Below are 18,517 nucleotides of genomic sequence, written 5' to 3'. Positions count from 1 at the left end.
CACGACTTTAGTCGATACAAAGTGTATCGGCTAACGCCACGTGCGCATCGGCGCCACCCGAACCACGAGGAGTGGTGATGACCTCTGAAACTGTCGGCGTAGATCCCGACTACGCCGAACTCGCCCGCCCCGGCGAATCCCGCAACGACCCCGCCGTGATGAAGGCGAGCCTCGAACGCTGGCTCGCGACGGTGCTCGCACCCGACGCGGAGCCGATGGTGTCCTCGGTCGAGATCCCGGCCGCCAACGGCATGTCGAACGAGACCGTGCTGTTCGACGCGAGTTGGACCGAGGATGGACGTCGGTCCGAACACCGCCTGGTCGCACGGATCGCCCCGCCCGTCAGCGCTGCGCCGCTCTTCCCGTCCTACGACCTGGACAGGCAGTTCCGGGTGATGGAGGCCGTTGCCACTCATACCTCGGTGCCGATCCCTCGGGTGTACTGGTCGGAAGGCACACCCGACGCGCTCGGCGGCGAGTTCTTCGTGATGGAGCGGCTCGACGGGCAGGTCCCGCCCGACGTCATGCCCTATACCTTCGGGTCCTGGGTCTCGGAGGCCTCGGCCGCGGACCGGTCCCGGCTCCAGCAGTCCTCGGTCCGGGTGCTCGCCGATCTGCACGCCATGGCGAACCCGCACCTGGCGTGCCCGGACCTCCTCGCAGAGGACACCGAACCGACCGGCGCTGCGGCTCTGCGCGCGCACGTAAAGGCGCAGCGGCACTACTACCAGTGGGCCACCGCCGACGGCCCGCGGTCCCCGCTGATCGAGCGGGGCTTCGACTGGATCGAGGAGAATCTCCCGACCGAGGCCGGTCCGGCGGTGCTCTGCTGGGGCGACTCCCGCATCGGCAACATGATGTACCGGGACTTCGAGCCCGCGGCCGTGCTCGACTGGGAGATGGCCACGCTCGGACCGAGGGAGCTCGACCTCGGCTGGATGATCTTCCAGCACAGGTTCTTCGAGGATCTCGCCGGGATGGCCGGCCTCCCCGGGCTACCGGACTTCCTGCGCCGCGAGGACGTGGCGGACACCTACCTGGAGCTAACCGGGCACCGACCGGCAGACCTGGACTTCTACACCCTCTACGCCGCGCTGCGGCACGCGATCATCATGTTCCGCGTGCAGAGTCGCGCCGTGGCGTTCGGCCAGGCCGCACAGCCGGAGAACCCGGACGAGATGATCCTGCACCGAGCCACGCTCGAGGCCATGCTCGACGGCACCTACTGGGCGTCGATCACACCCGGAGGAACCGAATGACGCTGTCCCCGCTCGACGACTACCCGGTGCACCAGATCGCCGAGACGATCCGGCACGTCGGCACCTCCGATCGGAACTTCTACGACCGCTACTACTTCAACTGCCACGCAGGCGTCGATGGCGACAGCGAGCCGCTGTTTCTCATCATCGGACTCGGCCAATACCCCAATCTCGGTGTGTGCGACGGCTTTGCGGTGCTGCGGCGCGGAGACGACCACATCGTCTTCCGGGCGTCCCGCGCGCTGGGCGACGATCGCATGGACCTGTCCGTCGGGCCGCTGAGGATCGAGATCCTCGAGGGCCTGCACCGCCTGCGGGTGGTGCTGGACCCGAGCCCCGAGGCACCCGACCTGAGCTTCGATCTCGTCTTCGAGTCCGACGGGCCTGCCAACCTCGAGGCCAGGCACTTCCACCGCCAGCTCGAACGGGTCACCTTCGACACCCAGCGGTTCGTGCAGACCGGCACCTGGTCCGGCTCCCTCACCGTCGACGGCGAGGTCATGCCCGTCACCGCGGACACCTGGCGCGGCAACCGTGACCGCTCCTGGGGTGTCCGGCCGGTCGGCGAGGCGGAACCGCCTGGGCGCAAGGCGGATCCGGCGCTCGCGGGGAGCCAGAACTTCTTCTGGATCTACTCGATCATGCAGTTCGGCGACTACAGCATCGTCACGGTCATCCAGGAGGACCAGCAGGGTCGCCGCATCGTCGAGGACGCGACCCGGGTCTGGTCGGACCGCAGCCGGGAACCGGAGTGGCTTGGCCGACCCGACCACGAGCTGACCTTCGTCTCCGGCACCCGCGAGATCGCCGCCGGAACCCTGCACTTCCGGCGCCCTGGCGCGCCCGGCGAGCCCGACAACACGCTCTCGGTCGCATGCGAACCGGTGCTGCCGAACTACATCGGCGTCGGCACCGGCTACGGCCTCGAGCAGGACTGGCGCCACGGGATGTGGCAGGGCGAGCTGGTGGTCCAGGGGCTGCGGGAGAAGGTCCCGGACATCGAGCCCTGGAAGAAGATGCTGTGCCCGGTGGACAACCTCGCCCGGTTCACCGTCACCGAGGACGGCGTTTCCCGCACAGGGGAGGGCCTGTTCGAGGTAGCCGTCATCGGGCCCCACCAGCGCTACGGGTTCACCGGGGTCGGTGACGTCGCACCCTGACCGGCCCGGCCCTCGCCGGGTACGACCGCCGACCGGAATCCCTTCCGTCGGTCAGTTCCACGCAGATAAAGAGAGGCAACTTCAGATGTCCACACGCTCCCGAACGCTGTCCACCCGCACCGCGAGGGCCGCCGCCTTACTGGTCGCCGGCGGTCTCCTGTTCACCGCCCCCGCCACCGCGGGCGCCATCGATCTGAGCTCGATCGACACCGGGTCGCTCGGCGGGTTGCTCGACCCGGGCTCCAGCAACCCGGTCCTCGCCCCGACCCCAAAGCTGGCCTCCGTCTCCAACTTCCGCGACGTCGCCGGCAATGACGGCGCCGGGTACGCCACCGCGGACGGCAAGCACCTCAAGCGCGGCATCGTCTACCGCGCCAACGCGCTCACCGCGACCAGCGACGCCGACAAGCAGACCCTCGCCACCCTCAGCCTGGCCGACGTCTACGACCTGCGCGGCGCCAACGAGATCAGCAACCCGTTCATCGGTGGCCAGGACAAGCTCCCGGATGGCGTCGCGTACAAGAACATCCCGATCGAGTTCGCGGACCTGATCCAGCTCGCCCAGACCATCCAATCGCCCGAACAGGCGAGGCAATTCATGATGGACGCCAACCGCAGCTTCGTCACCGACGCCCAGCGCCGCGCGGGCTTCGCCCAGGTGCTGTCGGACATCGCCGAAGGCGACGGCGTTCAGCTCTTCCACTGCACCTCGGGCAAGGACCGGACCGGCTGGACCACCATGCTGCTGCACTCGATCGCCGGCGTCCCCGCCGCCACCACCATGAGCGACTACCTGCTGAGCAACACCTACCTCCAGGCGACCAACGAGAAGACCCTCGCCCAGATCACGGCCGCCCTCGGCCCGCAGGTCGCCACCAACCTGACCCGACTCTCGGCGTCGACGCGACCTACCTGGAGGCCGGTCTCGCCCAGATCACCGCCGACTACGGCAGCGTGAGCAACTACCTCACCCAGGGTCTCGGACTGAGCCAGGACACCATCACCGCACTGAAGGCGAAGCTCGTCGCCTAGCCCTGCCCTGCCGGAGACCCCGGGTGCCGCACGGGCACCCGGGGTCTCCGGCATGAAGCCCGGCGACATCGCGGAACTCGACGCTCGGCGTCGTCGTGGTCACGAGCGGGCCTCGGCGCCTGCGGCGACGGCGACACCATCGAGGATCAGCCTCACCCCCGCGGCGAAGCGCCGGTCGTAGTCGTGGTGATCGGCATAGACCGAGACCGCCCGGCGCTCGGCCGGGACGGTGCCGAAATCCCCTCGGCTGAGCCGGATGGCGACGTGCCCGGTCACGAAGTCGTGCAGCGTGGCGTAGGCATAGGTGGCCTGCTCGTCTCCCAACCCAGCCTCGCGAAAGGCGCGGACCACGCGATGCGAGGTGTCGTCGGCGCCCGGCGCCTCCAGCGCGGCCTGGCGGTGCGCCTCGAGGACCAGCGGGTGCCGCATGAGCAGGTCGTGCAGGGTGTCGGCGAAGGTCCGCGCGACCGCGCGCCACTCCTCGGGCCACTCGATGGCCGCGACGGCCTCGCCCACCAGGGTGGACACCAGGTCATGCCGCAGCGCGGCGATGCCGCCCGAGGTGCGATGCACGGCCATCGGTGAGGTCCCGAGCCGGTCCGCGAGCACGCGGAACGTGACGGCATCGAGCCCCTCGTCATCGGCGATCTGGGTCGCGACCTCCAGGATCTCGCTGTGGCTCACAGCTTTTCGTCGTCCCACCCTTGCGGTGTCCCCGGATTCGGTTACCATGCATTCCACCATAACGATACGCGTAACGGAATGACAAGGGTGGCCGCCGTGACAGATCTGCACCAGCTCTCCGCCGTCGAACTCGCCGAGGCGATCGCCCGTCGGCAGCTCTCCGTCCCCGAGGTGACGCGCCACTTCCTCGATCGGGCGACCACGCAGGATGACGTCGGCGCCTTCACCACGGTGGCGACCGAGCACGCGCTCGAACTCGCCGATCGCGCACAGGCCCGGCTCGACGCCCGCGAGGAGGGCCTGCCTCGGCTCTTCGGCGTCCCCACCGCGATCAAGGACCTCGAATCCACTCGCGGGATCCGAACAACATTCGGCTCGGCCATCTTCCGCGATTTCGTCCCCGAGATCGACGACGAGATCGTCGAGGCGATCCGCGACGGCGGGCTCGTCGACATCGGCAAGACCACCGTCCCGGAATTCGGCGCCGCCTGCTACACCGAACCGGACGTGGCCCCGCCCGCGCGCAGCCCGTTCGACCCCGCCCGCAGTGCCGCAGGGAGCAGCGGCGGCGCCGCGGCCGCCGTCGGCGCTGGCCTCGTCCCGATTGCACAGGGCAGCGACACCGCGGGCTCCCTGCGGTCACCGGCCAGCGCGTGCGGCGTGGTCGGGCTGAAGCCGAGCCGGGGACTGCTCACCATGGGGTACGCCGGGCACGACGGTTTCGGCTTCGCCAGCAAGGGCCCGATCGCCCGGACGGTGCGCGATGCCGCCGCACTGCTTGACGTGCTCGCGACCCGCCCCGGCGCGGGGACCATGCACCCTCCGCGGCCGGACTCCTTCGAGGACGCCGTCGTACGCGGCGCCGACGGATCGTCGCGGAGGCTGACCATCGCGCTGGCCCAGGGGTCGGTGTCGCGGGGCCGCGTGGACCCGCAGGTGTCGGCCGCCGTCACGCGGGTGGGCGCCGTCCTGGAGTCGCTGGGGCACACCGTGGTCGAGCGTCCGCAGGCCGTCGACACAGCGTTCTCGGACGCGTTCATCACGATGTTCTCGTCCCTGGCCGGCACCAAGCCCATCCCGGAGGAATACGAGCACCTGCTGCGGCCCATCGTGCGGCACCTGCGGATTCGGGCGCGGGAGACGTCGTCCGGCGACCTCGCGGCCGCGGTCGGGCTGGTGCAGGCGTGGTCGCGCCGATGGAGCCTCGATCACCAGGACGTGGACCTGGTGATCACACCGACCGTCACCCTGCCGCCCGTCGCCCTCGGCGAGCTGCGCAACGACGCCGACCCGGCCACCGAGCTCGCGGACATGGTTGCCTTCACCGGAAACACCATCGTCGCTAACGCGACGGGCTTCCCGTCCATCAGCCTGCCGCTGGGCTGGACCGATGAGGGGGTCCCGCTCGGCGTCATGATCTCGGCGAAATGGGGCGCCGACGCGGACCTGCTGACGGCCGCGGCGATGCTGGAGGCGGCCATGCCGTGGCACGGCCGCTACCGTTTCGACAGGAGCTCCGTCTCATAGTCCGCCGCAGGCCCGGGAGGCCCAGTCATGGATCCGATCGATCTCGACAGTCTCTTCGAGCCGTGGAACCAGGCCCTGGGCAAGGACCGCAACGCCTACCGCAATCACGTCGAGCGCGTGCTTCGTCTCTGCACGACGCTGGCGGGCGGCGAACTGCCGGATCCGGTCGCATTCCCGGTGGCGGCCGTCTATCACGACCTGGGCATCTGGAGCGACGGAACCTTCGACTACCTGGACCCCTCGACGACGCGCGCCGTCGGGTGGCTGCGCGAACACGGCCACGCCGACAAGACGGACCTGGTCACCGTGTTGATTCAGCAGCACCACAAGGTGACCGCGGCCGGGGCAGCGCGGGACGCCGCGGAGATCTTCCGCAGGGCCGACTGGATCGATGTCTCGCTGGGCCTGCGCAACTTCGGCCTGCCGCGCAGGGACTACCGCGAACTGCTGCGGGAGTTCCCGGATGCCGGCTTCCATCGCCGATTGCTCGAGCTTGGCGGCAGACGAGCACTCACCAGGCCATGGAGTCCGCTGCCCATGTTTCGCTGGTGACGGCCGCGACCCTTTCCCTCGCGGGACGACGGTAATTCTGTAATCATGTAATCAGCGTCTCGTCCCTCACCGAGGAGTGCCATGACAGCGGACAGGAACACCACCGAATCCCTATTCGAGCACGTCGGCGGTAGGGAAGGACTGCACCGCCTCGTCGCGACCTGGTATCCGCGAGTCCTCGCCGACCCGCTCCTGCACCCGCTGTTCGGCGCGGGCAGCCCCAGCCACATCGACCACCTGACGGATTTCCTCGCCGAGGTGTTCGGCGGTCCCACCGTCTACACCGACCAGTTGGGCGGATTCCCCGCGCTGCTCGAGGCGCACCGCGGCAAGCAGATCAGCGAGGAGCAGCGCCAACGGTTCGTCGACCTGTTCCTCACCGCCGCCGACGACGCCGGGCTGCCCTCCGACACGAAATTCCGCACCGCGTTGCTCGACTACCTCCGCTTCGGCACCGAAGTGGCCGTACTGAACTCGCATGCGACCGGCGACGTCGACCTGCATCCCTGCCAGGAAGTGCCCCGCTGGGACTGGTGAGCTGACGTCGGACTCGACGCCGATCCTCGCGCGTTCCCGCCCAGCGGATCGACCCTGTTGACGCCCGGCCTTCGGATTGGCACGGTTGCGCCTCCGAGCAATACGAAGGGACGCACCGTGACCGCTGTCGAGACCGGCTGGCACTGCCTCGGACCGGCCGAGGACTATCGCGACGGCAGGCCGCACGCCATCGAGGCGTTCGGCACCAAGCTCGTCGCGTTCGCCGACCGCCGGGGCGAGATCAGGATCCTCGACGCCCGCTGCCCGCACATGGGCGGCGACCTGAGTCACGGCTCCGTCGTGGGCGACACGATCGACTGTCCGATCCACCGCTGGCGCTGGGACGGCAACGGCGAGGCGGCCGGCGGATCCCCGCACCCGACGCCCACCCGCGCCTGGCCGACCCTCGAACGGGACCAACTGCTGTTCGTGTGGCACGACCCGGATGGCGAGCCCCAGACCATCAACAAAGGTTGACAGCTTCATGCTCATCAACATAAGTTGATGAGCATGAGCAAGAGTCCCGATCAGGCGTTCGCGTCCGTCGTCGCCCTTCGGCGACGGGCCGATCAGCTCGAGATCGACGCCGTCGAGCAGGCGCTCGATGCCGGCTGGACCTGGGCCCAGATCGGGCTGGCGCTCGGCATTTCCGGCCAGGCCGCGCACAAGCGACTGGGCCCCCACGCACTCGGCGACTCAACCGCCAGGCAGACAAGGAGTAGTCGATGAGGATCACTCGCGCGCTACGTGACATGCGCACCATGAAGCAGCTGTTCGCGGAGACCGAGGCCGAGGCCGACCGTCTCGGCGATCAGAACCCGGGAGCCGAGCACCTGCTCCTCGCGGCCCTGTCCCTACCCGACGGTTCCGCGCAGCGCGTCTTCGACGAAGAAGGAGTGTCGAGGGACGCGCTCCGCGACGCGATCGCTCGGGTGCACGAAGAAGCCCTCACCGCAGCGGGTTTGAGCGAGACCGGTCGCTCCGGTGCGCAGGCGCTCGAGCGGCCCAGGACCGGTCCGCTGCGACTGGCCGAACCCGCGCAGGCCGCATTCAGGAGCGCGACCGCGCTGGCCAAGTCCGAGCGCAGGCCGATCTCGGGCGCGGACGTGGTCGCCGGGGTCGCGGAACTCGAGCACGGAACCGCCGCAAGAACATTGGAGCTTCTGGGAATCAGTCGGTCACGCCTGATCGAGTCGGCTCGAGCGCGCTGAGCGGGCTCGCTACCGGCGCCCCGGCGACGACAGGAGCTGCTCGTCGGCGACCCCCAGCCCGGACAGGTAGGCCGCAGCCGCGGGTGTGGGCCGCCGCGGACTCCACACCAGGTGCTCGACCCGGGTAGGGGGATCGCGCAGCTCGACGGCGCACAGGTCTGGAAACTCCGACACGATGGACGCCGGGAGCAACCCGATGCACAGGCCCTGCCGGATCAGCCGAGCGAAGAAGTCCACCGCCATCACCTCGAAGGCGACGCGACGCTGGACGCCAACCGCCGCGAACGCCTGATCCGATTGCGCTCGACCGGCTGAGCCCGCCGGAAAATCGACGAACACCTGGTCGGCGAGACCCTGCAGGTCGAGACCCCTCGCCTCGGCGAGGGGGTGACCCGGCGCCATCAACGCGACCAGTTCTCCTCGCCCCAGTTCCACGCCCCGGACCCCGGTCGGCTGTATGCTGGGCGGCAGGCCGAGAAAGGCGACATCCAGTGTGCCCTGGCGGATCTGGTCGATGTGATCGCCGCTCGCCCCCATTCGGAGACTGATCTGCACCTGCGGGTGACGTGCCGTGAAATCCCGTAGCGACGCGGCGAGGTCGACCGCCCCGACAGTCGGGATGGCACCGATCGCCAGACGCCCCCGGATCTCGCCCGCGGCGGCGGTGACCTCCGCGCGGGCCCGTTCCGCGGCCTCCACGCTCTGCCTGGCCTCGGGGAGAAATGCCTCGCCCGCGGGCGTGAGCTCGACCCGGCGACTGGTCCGGTCGAACAGCTTTGCGCCCAGTTCCCTTTCCAGGCGCGCGATCTGGTGGCTCAGCGCGGACTGGACCACCAGGCACCGTTCGGCCGCTCGCGTGAAGTTCTTCTCCTCCGCGACGGCGATGACGTACCGCATCTGCTGTAGCTCCATCCATCTATCTTGAATCACGATTGTTTCGGTGACAAACATGTGTTGGACTCATTGATCTTTTGTGGCCAGGCTTTCGGTCATGACAAACGTGATGACGCGAACCACACCGCGCGCCGCCGCCCCCGAGGCCCCGGGCGGCCTGAGCCGCGGGCTGCTGCTTCTCATGTCGGTCTCGACCGGACTCGTCGCGGCAGGCAACTACTTCGCACAGCCGCTCCTGGACGTGATCCGCCAGGACCTCCAGCTCAGCACCTCGACGGCGGCGATGGTCGTCACCGCCGCCCAGGCCGGCTACGCCCTCGGCCTGATCCTGCTACTCCCCTCGGAGATCTCCTGGAGCGTCGACGCCTCGCGGTGGTGCTGTTCGGGGCCACCGCGGTATTCCTGCTGGTGTCGGCCGCCGCCCCCAACGGCGCGGTCCTGCTGGCGGGCACCGCACTCGCCGCCATCACCTCGGTGGCCGCGCAGGTGCTGGTGACCTTCGCGGTGGCGCTCGCCAATCCGGAACATCGCGGCCGCGTGGTGGGCACCGTGATGAGCGGCCTCCTGCTGGGCGGACTGCTGGCGCGGACCGTCTCGGGGATGTTGTCGGAGTTCGGTGGCTGGCGCACGGTCTACTGGGTCAACGCGGTGCTGCTGACCGTGGTCGCGGTGTTGCTGTGGCGCGTCCTGCCCCGCCTGCACACTCCCGCCGGGATGTCCTACCCGTCGCTACTGCGTTCGACCGTCGTCCTGTTCCGAACCGAACCCGTGCTGCGGTGGCGGGCGGTCATCGCCGCGCTCTCGCTCGCCTCGTTCAACGTGTTCTGGACGTCCGTCACCTTCCTGCTGGTCGGGGATCACTACTCGTGGTCAGAGGCGGTGATCGGTCTCTTCGGACTGGTCGGCGTCGCGGGGACGATCGCCACCCCGGTAGCCGGCCGGCTCGCCGACCGCGGCTACGTGCAGTGGGTGTCCGGCGTGGGCACCGCACTGCTGGCGATGTCCTGGCTGGCGATCGCCGCGGGGGCGACGTCGCTGGTGTGGCTGTTGGCGGGCGCGATCGCCCTGACGGTGGCGCAGCAGTCGGTGCTCAACAGCAACCAGAACGTCATCTACGCCCTGGCCCCCGAGATCCGCAACCGGCTGAACTCCGCGTTCATGACGGCCTTCTTCGTCGGTGGCGCCGCGGGCTCGGCGCTGACCGCCGTCGCCTGGGTACGCGGCGGATGGGCCGGGGTGAGCGCCCTCGGCGGCGCGCTCGCCCTCGCCACCTTCCTGGTCTGGGTCGCCGAGCGCGTGAGCACCACCAGGCGCGGCCCCACCCCCACGACCTGACTGTAGGCAACGGATCACCTCGACATTCATCGGCAACAAGAACACAGGAGCGAAACAACCATGCGCATCACAGTTTTCGGCGCGGCAGGACAGGTCGGCAGCAGGGCGGTTGCCGAGGCCCTCGATCGCGGCCACGAGGTGACGGCCGTGCTCCGGAGCCCCGCGCGGGCACACGACGTGCCGGCGGGAGCCGAGGTCCGCATCGGCGACGCGGCGAACATCGAGGACGTCATCGACCTCAGCGTCGGCCAGGACCTCGTGATCAGCGCGACCCGGCCGACACCGGGCCGGGAGGACGAACTGGTCTCGACCACAAGGATATTGCTCGCGGGGCTGGCCCGGACCCGAGTGCGACTGCTGGTCGTCGGCGGCGCCGCGACCCTGACCGTTCCCGGCACGGCTGGGGTGACCGTGATGGACGAACCCGATTTCCCCGCCGCGTTGCGGGGCATCGCCCGGGCGTGCGCCGACCAGCTCGAGGTGTGCCGAGCCGACGCGGCGGCGCAGTGGACGTACCTCAGCCCGCCCGCGCTGCTCGAGCCGGGAACGCGAACCGGACTGTTCCGGCTCGGCACGGATGACCTGCTGGTCGACGCCGACGGCGCCTCGGTGCTCTCCATGGAGGACCTGGCGGTGGCGCTGCTCGACGAGGCGGAACGGCCACGGCATCACCGGGTCCGGTTCACCGCCGCCTACTGATCCGCGCAACAACAAACCCGAGAGGACAAACGACATGACGATGATCGACTACCCCGACGACGTGATTGCCGCCCAACCGATGGGCTACTGGACCGACCTTGCCGCACGCGCGATCATCGGGGCCCTGCGCGGACAGCTGGCGGTCGAACAGCTCACCCAGCCGCACTGGTGGACCCTCAACCACGTGAGCGGGTCCCCCGGCGCCTGGACCCGCACCACACTGGCCCAGCGCCTCGACGAATTCGCCGACGAGGGAACCGATTTCGGCGCGGTCGTTGATGATCTGGTCGGCAGGGGTGGCTGCGGGTCGACGAGGGAGCCGGCACCCTGACCCTGACCGACGACGGCGAGGCCGGGAGACTGCGCGCCCACGAGCGGAACGCTCAGGCACACCGGCAGATGCGCGAAGCGGTTCCGACCGCCGACTACGTCGCGACCGTCAACGTCCTGCGGCGCATGGTCGCCAACCTGGACGGCCGCACGGACCTGCCCTGACCACCTCGACCCACACAAGGACTACCCATATGAGCACCGATTCACCCGCACTCACCGCCATCCGCCGCGTCGTCGCCGACGCCGTGGAGTTCCAGAACGACGTGGACCGATTCATCCCGCTGCACACCCCCGAGGTGACCATCGTCAACTTCGGTGGGCGGCGGGTCTCGGGCCGGGACGCGCTGACCGAGGCAATGCGACAGACCCTGGCGACGCCACTCGCGGACGTGACCACCACCGTCGACATCGAGGACATCCGATTCCTCCGCGACGACGTGGCGATCGTGGCCTGCATCAAGCGTGTCTTCGACGGAAGGGATTCCGCCGCAACGGCCCTGCCCGCGACCACGGGACAACTCACCTACGTGATGGTCGAGGACGGCGGCCGCTGGCGGATCGCCTCCGCCCAGACCACTCCGACCACGACCTGAACCCGCCGCACCCACCACGTCTCGACACAGGAGAACCACCATGAGCACCGACACCGGCTTCTACTCGATCATCGACTACACCGTCGATGGGCCACGGACCCAGACCGAGCTCGTCGAGGCCTTCGCCGAGCTCCAGACCCGTTGGGTCAGTTTCTATCCCGGCTACCGATCCGCACGGTTCCACGTGAGCACCGACGGGTCCCGGGTGTACAACATCGTGCACTGGGCCAGCGAGGCCGACTACCGCAACTTCGTCGAGACCTCCGACACCGAGGGACGGATGTCGGCGATCGGCGCCGCACTCAAGACGATCGCGGGCAAGGCCGAGCCCCGCATTAGCGGGATCCCCACCTACACCGTCGTGAGGGAGGTCGGCCCCAGGACGCGGGAGCCCGAGGATGCGGCGTGATCACCGCACTTGGTGCCCCGCGCTCTGCTTGACCCAGCTCTCATCCTTCGAGTGCAGTGCCCGATGGTTTCGCCTTAGGCGGCGAAGGTGAGTTGGTTGCGCCGGTTGTGTGCCGGCACGGGTTGTCGCCTGGGGTCGATCCATGGTGGTGGGGCGAACCAGGGGTGGCCGTCGTCTTTGCTGATGTGAACGGTCCAGTCGCCACGGTGGATGGTGGTGTGGTGGAAGCGACAGAGCAGCACCAGGTTTGACAGGTTGGTGGGTCCGCCGTTGGACCAGTGGATTATGTGGTGGCCTTCGGTCCAGGCTGCGGGTCGCCCGCAGCCGGGGAACGCGCAGCCGCAGTCACGAGAGTTGAGGGCGCGGCGGAGTTTGCGGGGGATCAGGCGCGTGGTCCGTCCGACGTCGATGGGGTTGCCGTCGGTGTCCATGGTGATGGGGGTGATGTCGGCGTCGCAGGAGATTCGGGCGGCGAGGTCGAGGGAGATCGGCCCCAACCAGGGCATCCAGGCCGGTCCGCGCCGGCGCCCCTTGTGGTGGTGACGGTGCTGGTGGTCGTCGGTGGTGGCGGCGAGGTCGTCGGCGTCGACGAAGACGTTGATGTGGGGTCGCTCGCCGCCCTCGATGGGCGCCCGCCCGGAGTCCAGATATGAGCGGACGATGTGGGTGAGGGCGTCGGCTCGGCGTTGGGCGGGTGTGCGTTGGTCTTTGCCGGCTTGTCCGTCGCGGTTGTCTGCCCCGGGGCGCGACTTGGACAGCGCCGACAAGGCGGTGAGCAGGGCTTCGCCGGAGGCTGCGTCGAGGTGTCCTTTGAGGTGGACGCGGCCGCCGAGTCCTGGTGAGGCGTGGAATTCGTTGAGCTCGGCGTTCTCGGAGTCGGGGTTCTTCTTGTCCCCGTTGAGGATCAGCTCGAGTGCCTTCGCGCGCCGGGCGAGGACTGTCGAGTCTTCGGTGCGGGCGGCGTAGAGCAGGTAGCGGGCGCAGGCCTGTGTTCGGGTGGCGCCGGTTCCGACGATGTCGAACACATTCTCGCCGTCGCCGTCGCCGTCGCCGTCACCGGAAGCGGCACTGTCGGTCTCGGTTGCGGCGTTGTCGTCGGAGCGGGCCGGGGCATCAGGGTCGGGCACCTTGTTCAGGAGTTCGACGATCACCCGAATCTGGTCGTGGTCCGTCTCTCCGGCGTCGAACGCGGCCGCCACCTCCGGGCGCTTGGCCAACTCTCGCCCGAGCCGGACGATCTTGGCCGCCTGACCGGGCGTCATGGTGGCCGCGCCGGCGAGCCAGTTGCCGGGCGATGAGGCCCGACCTGTTCGGCCACGCACCGCTGATCGACCTGGTGCATCAGCCGGACCCGCAGCGCCTCGAGCTGCCGCATCCGCAGCGAGAGCTCGGGAATCAGCCGCAGGAGTTCGGTGTCCGCGAGCTGCCACGCGGCCACATCCGGTGGCGCGGTGAGCATCTCGTCGAGATCCATGTACGAATTGTACTCGAACACATGTTCTATGACAATAGGTTGAGCTGAAAAAGCGAATGGCCCAGCCCGGCTCTGCCGCCAGCTCCTCGATCTCGCGGCGAAGCAGGATCAGGGAAGATCCGCGCCTGCACTCGCCGCGTCGGCACCGATCGGAACATCACTCGTGGAGGTGCGGCCGAATCGCATTCTGCGTTGCGTTCGACAAGGAGCAGAAGTCAGGTGCCGAAATCCCGAAGCTCGCTATACCGGCTCAGAGCCTCGTCGCGCGCCTCACTGCCTCCACGGAACACCTGCGACGCCATCTGCTCGAATCGCATGTCGGGCCGATGAATGGCATGGACGAGCCCATCACCGAGAACCGTGAAGTCCCCGCTCCCCGAACGCCTATGAACACCTCCATCAGTCGGGTGCCGGCGGGCGGCGGTTCCCCGCGGAACTGCGCGCGAGCCTGCGCTGTGCTTTCTGACGCCGAGGACACGCCGAGGATCTGCCACCGGCCGACGTCGGCGAGGAAGTCCGCCAGAACGGGCCGCAGGGCCGCGACGTACTCAACTGCGCCGGCGTCAGAGAGGTAGATCTGGATCATGAACTCGACGATGTCGGTGTCGCCGAAGGGATCGGGCGGGTCCGGCGCGACATCCCACACGCTCCCTCGGTACACGTCGAGTCCTCCGACCGGACCGAGATCGGTTCCCGAGGACTCGACGAGGCAAAGCATCGGGTGGGCGTACAGGCCCGCCAGTCGCGCTTGTCGGGCAAAACAGTCGAGCACCAGGCGCGCCGTGCGGCGGTCGATCTGCACCAGCGTGTCGTACCCGGCGATCGCGAGGACCGTTCCAGTGGTCACGGGGTCGCTGCCGTAGCTGTACGCAGCGACGTCGCTGAGCACGTCGCTGAGGGCATCGAGGTTTCTGCCATAGTAGGACGGGAATGACATGGCAGCCGCGAAGGCTGCATGCATGTCGTCGGCCGAGGTCCATCTACTCCCATCGATCCGGTGGACCAGATAGCCGAGGTCTCCAAGCCGAACGCACGCGCTGTCGAGCTCGAAGCCGTTGTCGTACCGGAACACCTGCCCGTTCTGCAGGAGGCTCCAGTCGAATTGCTGCCGCTGGTCGACGAACAACTCCCGATTGGTCGGATCGAACACCGGCCTTCGCGTCATCGATTGAGCCTATGCCGACCTTGAATTTTCCGGGGATCCAATCATGTGGAGCATGCGGCGACTGCGCCCGTGACCGATCCGCAGAACCCAGAGAACCACTACGGCTGCCAGACGTAGACCTTGCCGCCCCCGTACCCGGCCCCTGAACCCGAGCCGAAGAGCCCGATGGCGGCGAGCGGGTTCTGCAGGCCGTGCACCTTGCCCTGCGGATCGGTCTGGCTCGCGTAGAAGAACCCGTGCCACGAGCCGCAGGAGATGCGATCCGTGCCGTACGGGCTGATGACGACCATCTCGTCGGTGGTCCAGGCCCGCGGGTCGAGCGGCACCACGAACTGGTCACTGCACGGATGCGACTCCGGCCCACCCTGTCCCCTGACCGCCTCGGCCGAAGTGGCCGGGGCCAGCAGGGTTCCGAGACCGATTGCCAGAGCGCAGGACCCGGCTAAGAGCATGCGGTTCATCGTCGATTACCTCCCGGAGACGCGGAACAGCCCGGACAGTATGTTTGTCGGCTCGAGACCGGGTCCCGTTACCGCGCTGTCGCGGGCCAGGCGGCGAGCATGGGATCGCCCAGGACATCGGCGAGGTCTCGGGCGGCGCCGCGGTCGAACTCCTCGGCGAACACCGCCGCGGACACGGCATCCCTGATCAGAGTCTCGATCCGGACCACGTCACCTCGCTCGGCATCGGGTAGCGGCTGGCCCACCGCCTTCCTGGCCGCGGCGGCGGCCCCCAACAGCCGGGCCGCGAACTCGGGGCGGCCGCCCGCCGCGTGTGCACCGGCGATCCCCTCGAGCGCCAGGGCAATCGCGCGGGGATCGCCGGTCTCCCGGACCGCGGCGAGACCCTCGTGGTGCAGCGCCAATGCCTGCTCGACCTCGCCCCGCTGCTCGGCGTTGAAGCCCAGTTCGGCGAGGATCAGTACCACGCCGTAGAACGGGATCCCCTGGGCGGACTCGAGCCGCCGATCCCACTCGAGCCAGTGCTGCAGATGCACCCGGGCGGCATCCAGGTCGCCCGTCCTTCGGGCCACCAGCGCGAGCCCGACCTCGGCGAACTGTTCGGCGAACCGGTGCGCTGGCGGCCGGGGTCACCCGGCCCGGCACGGACCCCGCGACCTCCGCCCGCGAACTGGCCGAGCCGATCCTCGACGTCCGGGGCTAGGACCTGCGCTCACCCCCGTCACGGCGGTCGAACCGCCGTGACGGGGTGCGGCTCAGCGCAATCCGTGCCGTCGGGCCACGAGCTTCTCGACCATCGTCCGCGGGAGAACCCGGCGCAGCGCGAAGGTCAGCGGGGCGTTGCTGCCCACCGCGTAGAGCTGCTTGGGACGGTCGGCCTCGATTGCCTTCACGACGGTCTCGGCCACCTTCTGCCCGGAGATGCCCGCGCGCTCGTTGGCGTCGAGCGCGGCGATCATGGTCCGGTACTCGTCCGTGTACGGCGATCCCTCGTCGAGGTAGTGGGTGCGGCGCTCGCCGATTCCGGTGCTGATCGATCCCGGCTCGACCGTCGTCACGCCAACGCCGTAGGGCGCGACCTCCCGCCTGGCCGCGGTCGCGAAGCCCTTGATCGCCGCCTTCGTTGCGACGTAGGACGAGCGGTAGGCCAGCGGGAAACTCGCGAGCATCGACCCGACCATGACGACCCGGCCGTACCCGCGCGCACGCATCCCGGGCAGCACGAGCTGGGTGAGCCGGACCGCGCCGAAGACGTTGGTCTGGAAGAGCCGCTCGACCGCCTCCATCGGAAGCTCCTCGATCGGCCCGCTCTGACTCTCCCCGGCGTTGTTGACCAGGACGTCCACCTCGCCCGCCGCGGCCGCGCACGCCTCGATGCTCGCCGGGTCGGTCAGGTCGAGGGCCAGGTACTCGACACCGGGGATGGGATCGCCGATCGATGAGGGGTTCCGGCTGGTGCCGAACACCCGATATCCCCGGCCGACAAGAGTTTTCGCCACCGCAGCACCGATACCGGAGGAGGCCCCTGTCACCAGCGCGGTGCGCATACCGGTCATGCGAGCTCCCGCGCCAGCGCCCTGCCCGCGGCGCGGCCCGAGAAGATGCAGCCGCCGAGGAAGGTCCCCTCGAGGGCGTTGTAGCCGTGCACCCCGCCGCCACCGAACCCGGCGACCTCGCCCGCCGCGTACAGCCCATCGAAGGCCTGACCGTCGGCGCGGATCACCTGCGAGTCCAGGTTGGTCTCGAGCCCACCGAGGGTCTTGCGAGTGAGGATGTTCAGGCGCACCGCGATCAGCGGTCCGTGCTCGGGATCGAGCAGCCGGTGCGGCTTGGCGACCCTGGTGAGCTTGTCGCTGCGGTACTGCCGCGCGTTGGTGATCGCCATCCGCTGCAGGTCCTTGCCGAACTTGTTGTCGAACTGGCGATCTCGGGCGAGAACCTCACCCTCGACCTGATCGAAGTCGAGCTGCGGGCCGCGGGCGATCTTGTTCATCCCGTCCACCAGTTCGCGCAGGTTGTCCGCCACCACGAAGTCGACGCCGTGCTGCTTGAACGCCTCCACCGGCCCCGGCGCACCCTTGGCGAGTCGGCTGCGCAGCAGCAGCTTGACGTCCTTGCCGGTGACGTCGGGGTTCTGCTCGGAGCCCGACAGCGCGAACTCCTTCTCGATGATCGACTGGGTGAGGATGTACCAGGAGTAGTCGTGCCCGGTCGCCAGGATCGCCTTCATGGTCTGGTTCGTGTCGAAGCCGGGGAAGTTCGGCGCGGGCAGCCGGCGCCCGGTGGCATCGAGCCACAGCGAGGACGGGCCCGGGATGATGCGGATGGCGTGGTTCGGCCAGATCGGGTCCCAGTTGATGATGCCCTCGGTGTAGTGCCACATGCGGTCACGGTTGACGATATTGCCGCCCGCGTTCTCCGTGATGGCCAGCATCCGGCCGTCCACGTGCGCAGGCACGCCCGAGATCATCGTCTCCGGCGCCTTACCGACACGCTCGGTCGGCCAGTTCTTGCGCACCAGGTCGTGGTTGCCGCCGATGCCGCCGGACGTGACGATCACCGCCTTGGCACGGAACTCGAACTCGCCCACGGCGGTTCGCGAGGACGCCTTGCCCCGCTCGAGGTCCGTCGGCTCCAGCACGGTCCCCGGACACCGACGACCGCGCCGTCCTCGACGATCAGATCGTCGACCTGATGCCGGAACTCGAAGTTGACCAGGCCCCGCTTCTCGCCCTCGAGAACCGGCTCGGCGAAGATACGCACGACCTCCGGTCCTGTGCCCCAGGTGAGGTGGAACCGGGGCACCGAGTTGCCGTGCCCGGACGCGCTTCCGCCACCGCGCTCGGCCCACCCGACGGTCGGCACGACCTTGAGCCCGAGCTCGCGCAGGTACTCCCGCTTCTCGGTGGCCGCGAAGTCGACGTAGGCGCGCGCCCACTGGCGTGGCCAGTGGTCCTCGCGCTCGCGGTCGAAGCCGGCCGATCCCATCCAGTCCGCCAGCGCCAGCTCGTGGGAATCCTTGATCCCCAGTCGGCGCTGCTCGGGGGAGTCGACGAAGAACAGGCCGCCGAGCGACCAGAATGCCTGTCCACCAAGGTTGTTGCGATTCTCCTGGTCGATCACCAACACCCGGCGTCCGGCCTTCACGAGCTCATGGGTGGCCACCAGTCCTGCCAGGCCGGCCCCCACCAC

General features: G+C 68.9%; 22 protein-coding genes and 2 pseudogenes. 15 read left to right on the top strand and 9 right to left on the bottom strand.

Features of this window, described 5'->3' with window-relative positions; all coding sequences use genetic code 11:
* The first annotated feature begins 77 nt into the window (after nt 1–77).
* The 3 genes and pseudogenes from BTZ20_RS02470 (at nt 78) to BTZ20_RS02460 (ending at nt 3,451) form a co-directional block, all read left to right on the top strand.
* The gene (locus tag BTZ20_RS02470; protein ID WP_077043419.1) at nt 78–1,259 is read left to right on the top strand and encodes a phosphotransferase family protein; all 1,182 of its coding nucleotides are present in this window, start codon (nt 78–80) and stop codon (nt 1,257–1,259) included.
* Complete coding sequence (locus BTZ20_RS02465) at nt 1,256–2,419, top strand: hypothetical protein (protein WP_077040256.1); 1,164 nt, start codon at nt 1,256–1,258, stop codon at nt 2,417–2,419. Before BTZ20_RS02470 ends, BTZ20_RS02465 begins: the two co-directional genes overlap by 4 nt.
* Before the next feature lie 85 nt (nt 2,420–2,504).
* Nucleotides 2,505–3,451: pseudogene (locus BTZ20_RS02460) on the top strand (tyrosine-protein phosphatase).
* Nucleotides 3,452–3,550: 99 nt separating this feature from the next.
* Here the strand turns inward: BTZ20_RS02460 and BTZ20_RS02455 are convergent.
* Entirely contained in the window at nt 3,551–4,183 is a 633-nt protein-coding gene (locus BTZ20_RS02455) for a TetR/AcrR family transcriptional regulator (protein WP_077043418.1), read from the bottom strand.
* Between the two features lie 48 nt (nt 4,184–4,231).
* Between BTZ20_RS02455 and BTZ20_RS02450 the strand changes: the two genes are divergently transcribed.
* The 6 genes from BTZ20_RS02450 to BTZ20_RS02425 all read left to right on the top strand — a co-directional run bounded on the left by BTZ20_RS02450 (nt 4,232) and on the right by BTZ20_RS02425 (nt 7,962).
* Nucleotides 4,232–5,662: an amidase gene (locus BTZ20_RS02450; protein ID WP_077043417.1), complete on the top strand. Its 1,431-nt coding sequence runs from the start codon at nt 4,232–4,234 to the stop codon at nt 5,660–5,662.
* A gap of 27 nt (nt 5,663–5,689) precedes the next feature.
* A complete protein-coding gene (locus tag BTZ20_RS02445) occupies nt 5,690–6,214 on the top strand; it encodes a hypothetical protein (protein ID WP_077040255.1) in 525 nt (174 codons plus the stop codon).
* 81 nt (nt 6,215–6,295) lie between these two features.
* The gene (locus tag BTZ20_RS02440) at nt 6,296–6,751 is read left to right on the top strand and encodes a group II truncated hemoglobin (protein WP_077040254.1); all 456 of its coding nucleotides are present in this window, start codon (nt 6,296–6,298) and stop codon (nt 6,749–6,751) included.
* Between the two features lie 117 nt (nt 6,752–6,868).
* On the top strand, nt 6,869–7,228 hold the full coding sequence (locus BTZ20_RS02435) for a Rieske 2Fe-2S domain-containing protein (RefSeq protein WP_077040253.1): 360 nt from the start codon (nt 6,869–6,871) through the stop codon (nt 7,226–7,228).
* A 27-nt stretch (nt 7,229–7,255) separates the two neighbouring features.
* A complete protein-coding gene (locus tag BTZ20_RS02430) occupies nt 7,256–7,480 on the top strand; it encodes a hypothetical protein (protein WP_077040252.1) in 225 nt (74 codons plus the stop codon).
* Nucleotides 7,477–7,962, top strand: a complete 486-nt coding sequence (locus BTZ20_RS02425; RefSeq protein WP_077040251.1) for a Clp protease N-terminal domain-containing protein — start codon at nt 7,477–7,479, stop codon at nt 7,960–7,962. Before BTZ20_RS02430 ends, BTZ20_RS02425 begins: the two co-directional genes overlap by 4 nt.
* A 9-nt stretch (nt 7,963–7,971) precedes the next feature.
* On the opposite strand, the gene BTZ20_RS02420 is transcribed toward BTZ20_RS02425, so the two are convergent.
* The gene (locus tag BTZ20_RS02420) at nt 7,972–8,874 is read right to left on the bottom strand and encodes a LysR family transcriptional regulator (RefSeq protein WP_077043416.1); all 903 of its coding nucleotides are present in this window, start codon (nt 8,872–8,874) and stop codon (nt 7,972–7,974) included.
* A gap of 79 nt (nt 8,875–8,953) precedes the next feature.
* Here BTZ20_RS02420 and BTZ20_RS27570 point away from each other — a divergent pair, with 79 nt between their 5' ends.
* The 6 genes from BTZ20_RS27570 (at nt 8,954) to BTZ20_RS02395 (ending at nt 12,225) form a co-directional block, all read left to right on the top strand.
* Nucleotides 8,954–9,352, top strand: a complete 399-nt coding sequence (locus BTZ20_RS27570) for a hypothetical protein (protein WP_223263582.1) — start codon at nt 8,954–8,956, stop codon at nt 9,350–9,352.
* Nucleotides 9,235–10,191, top strand: coding sequence for an MFS transporter (locus BTZ20_RS02415; RefSeq protein WP_223263874.1), 957 nt, complete (start codon nt 9,235–9,237; stop codon nt 10,189–10,191). The genes BTZ20_RS27570 and BTZ20_RS02415 overlap by 118 nt, the downstream gene beginning before the upstream one ends.
* Nucleotides 10,192–10,251: 60 nt before the next feature.
* Nucleotides 10,252–10,890 (top strand): NAD(P)-dependent oxidoreductase, encoded by a 639-nt coding sequence (locus BTZ20_RS02410; RefSeq protein ID WP_077040250.1) that lies wholly within the window; start codon nt 10,252–10,254, stop codon nt 10,888–10,890.
* Nucleotides 10,891–10,924: 34 nt separating this feature from the next.
* On the top strand, nt 10,925–11,221 hold the full coding sequence (locus BTZ20_RS27565; RefSeq protein ID WP_223263581.1) for a hypothetical protein: 297 nt from the start codon (nt 10,925–10,927) through the stop codon (nt 11,219–11,221).
* Between the two features lie 193 nt (nt 11,222–11,414).
* Complete coding sequence (locus tag BTZ20_RS02400; RefSeq protein WP_077040249.1) at nt 11,415–11,816, top strand: SgcJ/EcaC family oxidoreductase; 402 nt, start codon at nt 11,415–11,417, stop codon at nt 11,814–11,816.
* A gap of 40 nt (nt 11,817–11,856) precedes the next feature.
* Entirely contained in the window at nt 11,857–12,225 is a 369-nt protein-coding gene (locus BTZ20_RS02395; RefSeq protein WP_077040248.1) for an antibiotic biosynthesis monooxygenase family protein, read from the top strand.
* Nucleotides 12,226–12,299: 74 nt separating this feature from the next.
* Here BTZ20_RS02395 and BTZ20_RS02390 read toward each other — a convergent pair whose 3' ends face one another.
* The 7 genes and pseudogenes from BTZ20_RS02390 to BTZ20_RS02365 form a co-directional block, all read right to left on the bottom strand.
* On the bottom strand, nt 12,300–13,487 hold the full coding sequence (locus BTZ20_RS02390; protein WP_145982171.1) for an HNH endonuclease signature motif containing protein: 1,188 nt from the start codon (nt 13,485–13,487) through the stop codon (nt 12,300–12,302).
* The gene (locus BTZ20_RS27560) at nt 13,484–13,699 is read right to left on the bottom strand and encodes a hypothetical protein (protein WP_145982170.1); all 216 of its coding nucleotides are present in this window, start codon (nt 13,697–13,699) and stop codon (nt 13,484–13,486) included. Before BTZ20_RS27560 ends, BTZ20_RS02390 begins: the two co-directional genes overlap by 4 nt.
* Nucleotides 13,700–13,949: 250 nt before the next feature.
* Complete coding sequence (locus BTZ20_RS02385) at nt 13,950–14,864, bottom strand: barstar family protein (RefSeq protein WP_223263579.1); 915 nt, start codon at nt 14,862–14,864, stop codon at nt 13,950–13,952.
* 98 nt (nt 14,865–14,962) lie between these two features.
* The gene (locus tag BTZ20_RS02380) at nt 14,963–15,325 is read right to left on the bottom strand and encodes a hypothetical protein (RefSeq protein WP_077040247.1); all 363 of its coding nucleotides are present in this window, start codon (nt 15,323–15,325) and stop codon (nt 14,963–14,965) included.
* Nucleotides 15,326–15,393: 68 nt separating this feature from the next.
* Complete coding sequence (locus BTZ20_RS02375; protein ID WP_077040246.1) at nt 15,394–15,897, bottom strand: hypothetical protein; 504 nt, start codon at nt 15,895–15,897, stop codon at nt 15,394–15,396.
* A 183-nt stretch (nt 15,898–16,080) separates the two neighbouring features.
* Nucleotides 16,081–16,881 (bottom strand): SDR family oxidoreductase, encoded by an 801-nt coding sequence (locus BTZ20_RS02370; RefSeq protein ID WP_077040245.1) that lies wholly within the window; start codon nt 16,879–16,881, stop codon nt 16,081–16,083.
* Nucleotides 16,881–18,481 (bottom strand): annotated as a pseudogene (locus BTZ20_RS02365) (FAD-binding protein); the annotation flags it as partial. The pseudogene BTZ20_RS02365 and the gene BTZ20_RS02370, both read right to left, overlap by 1 nt.
* Nucleotides 18,482–18,517: the final 36 nt, after the last annotated feature.

It is taken from the genome of Rhodococcus sp. MTM3W5.2 (assembly GCF_001984015.1).
Taxonomy (GTDB): domain Bacteria; phylum Actinomycetota; class Actinomycetes; order Mycobacteriales; family Mycobacteriaceae; genus Rhodococcus_G; species Rhodococcus_G oryzae.
The sequence above is the reverse complement of the archived record's forward strand: the minus strand, read 5'-3'. Positions and strand labels throughout refer to the sequence as shown.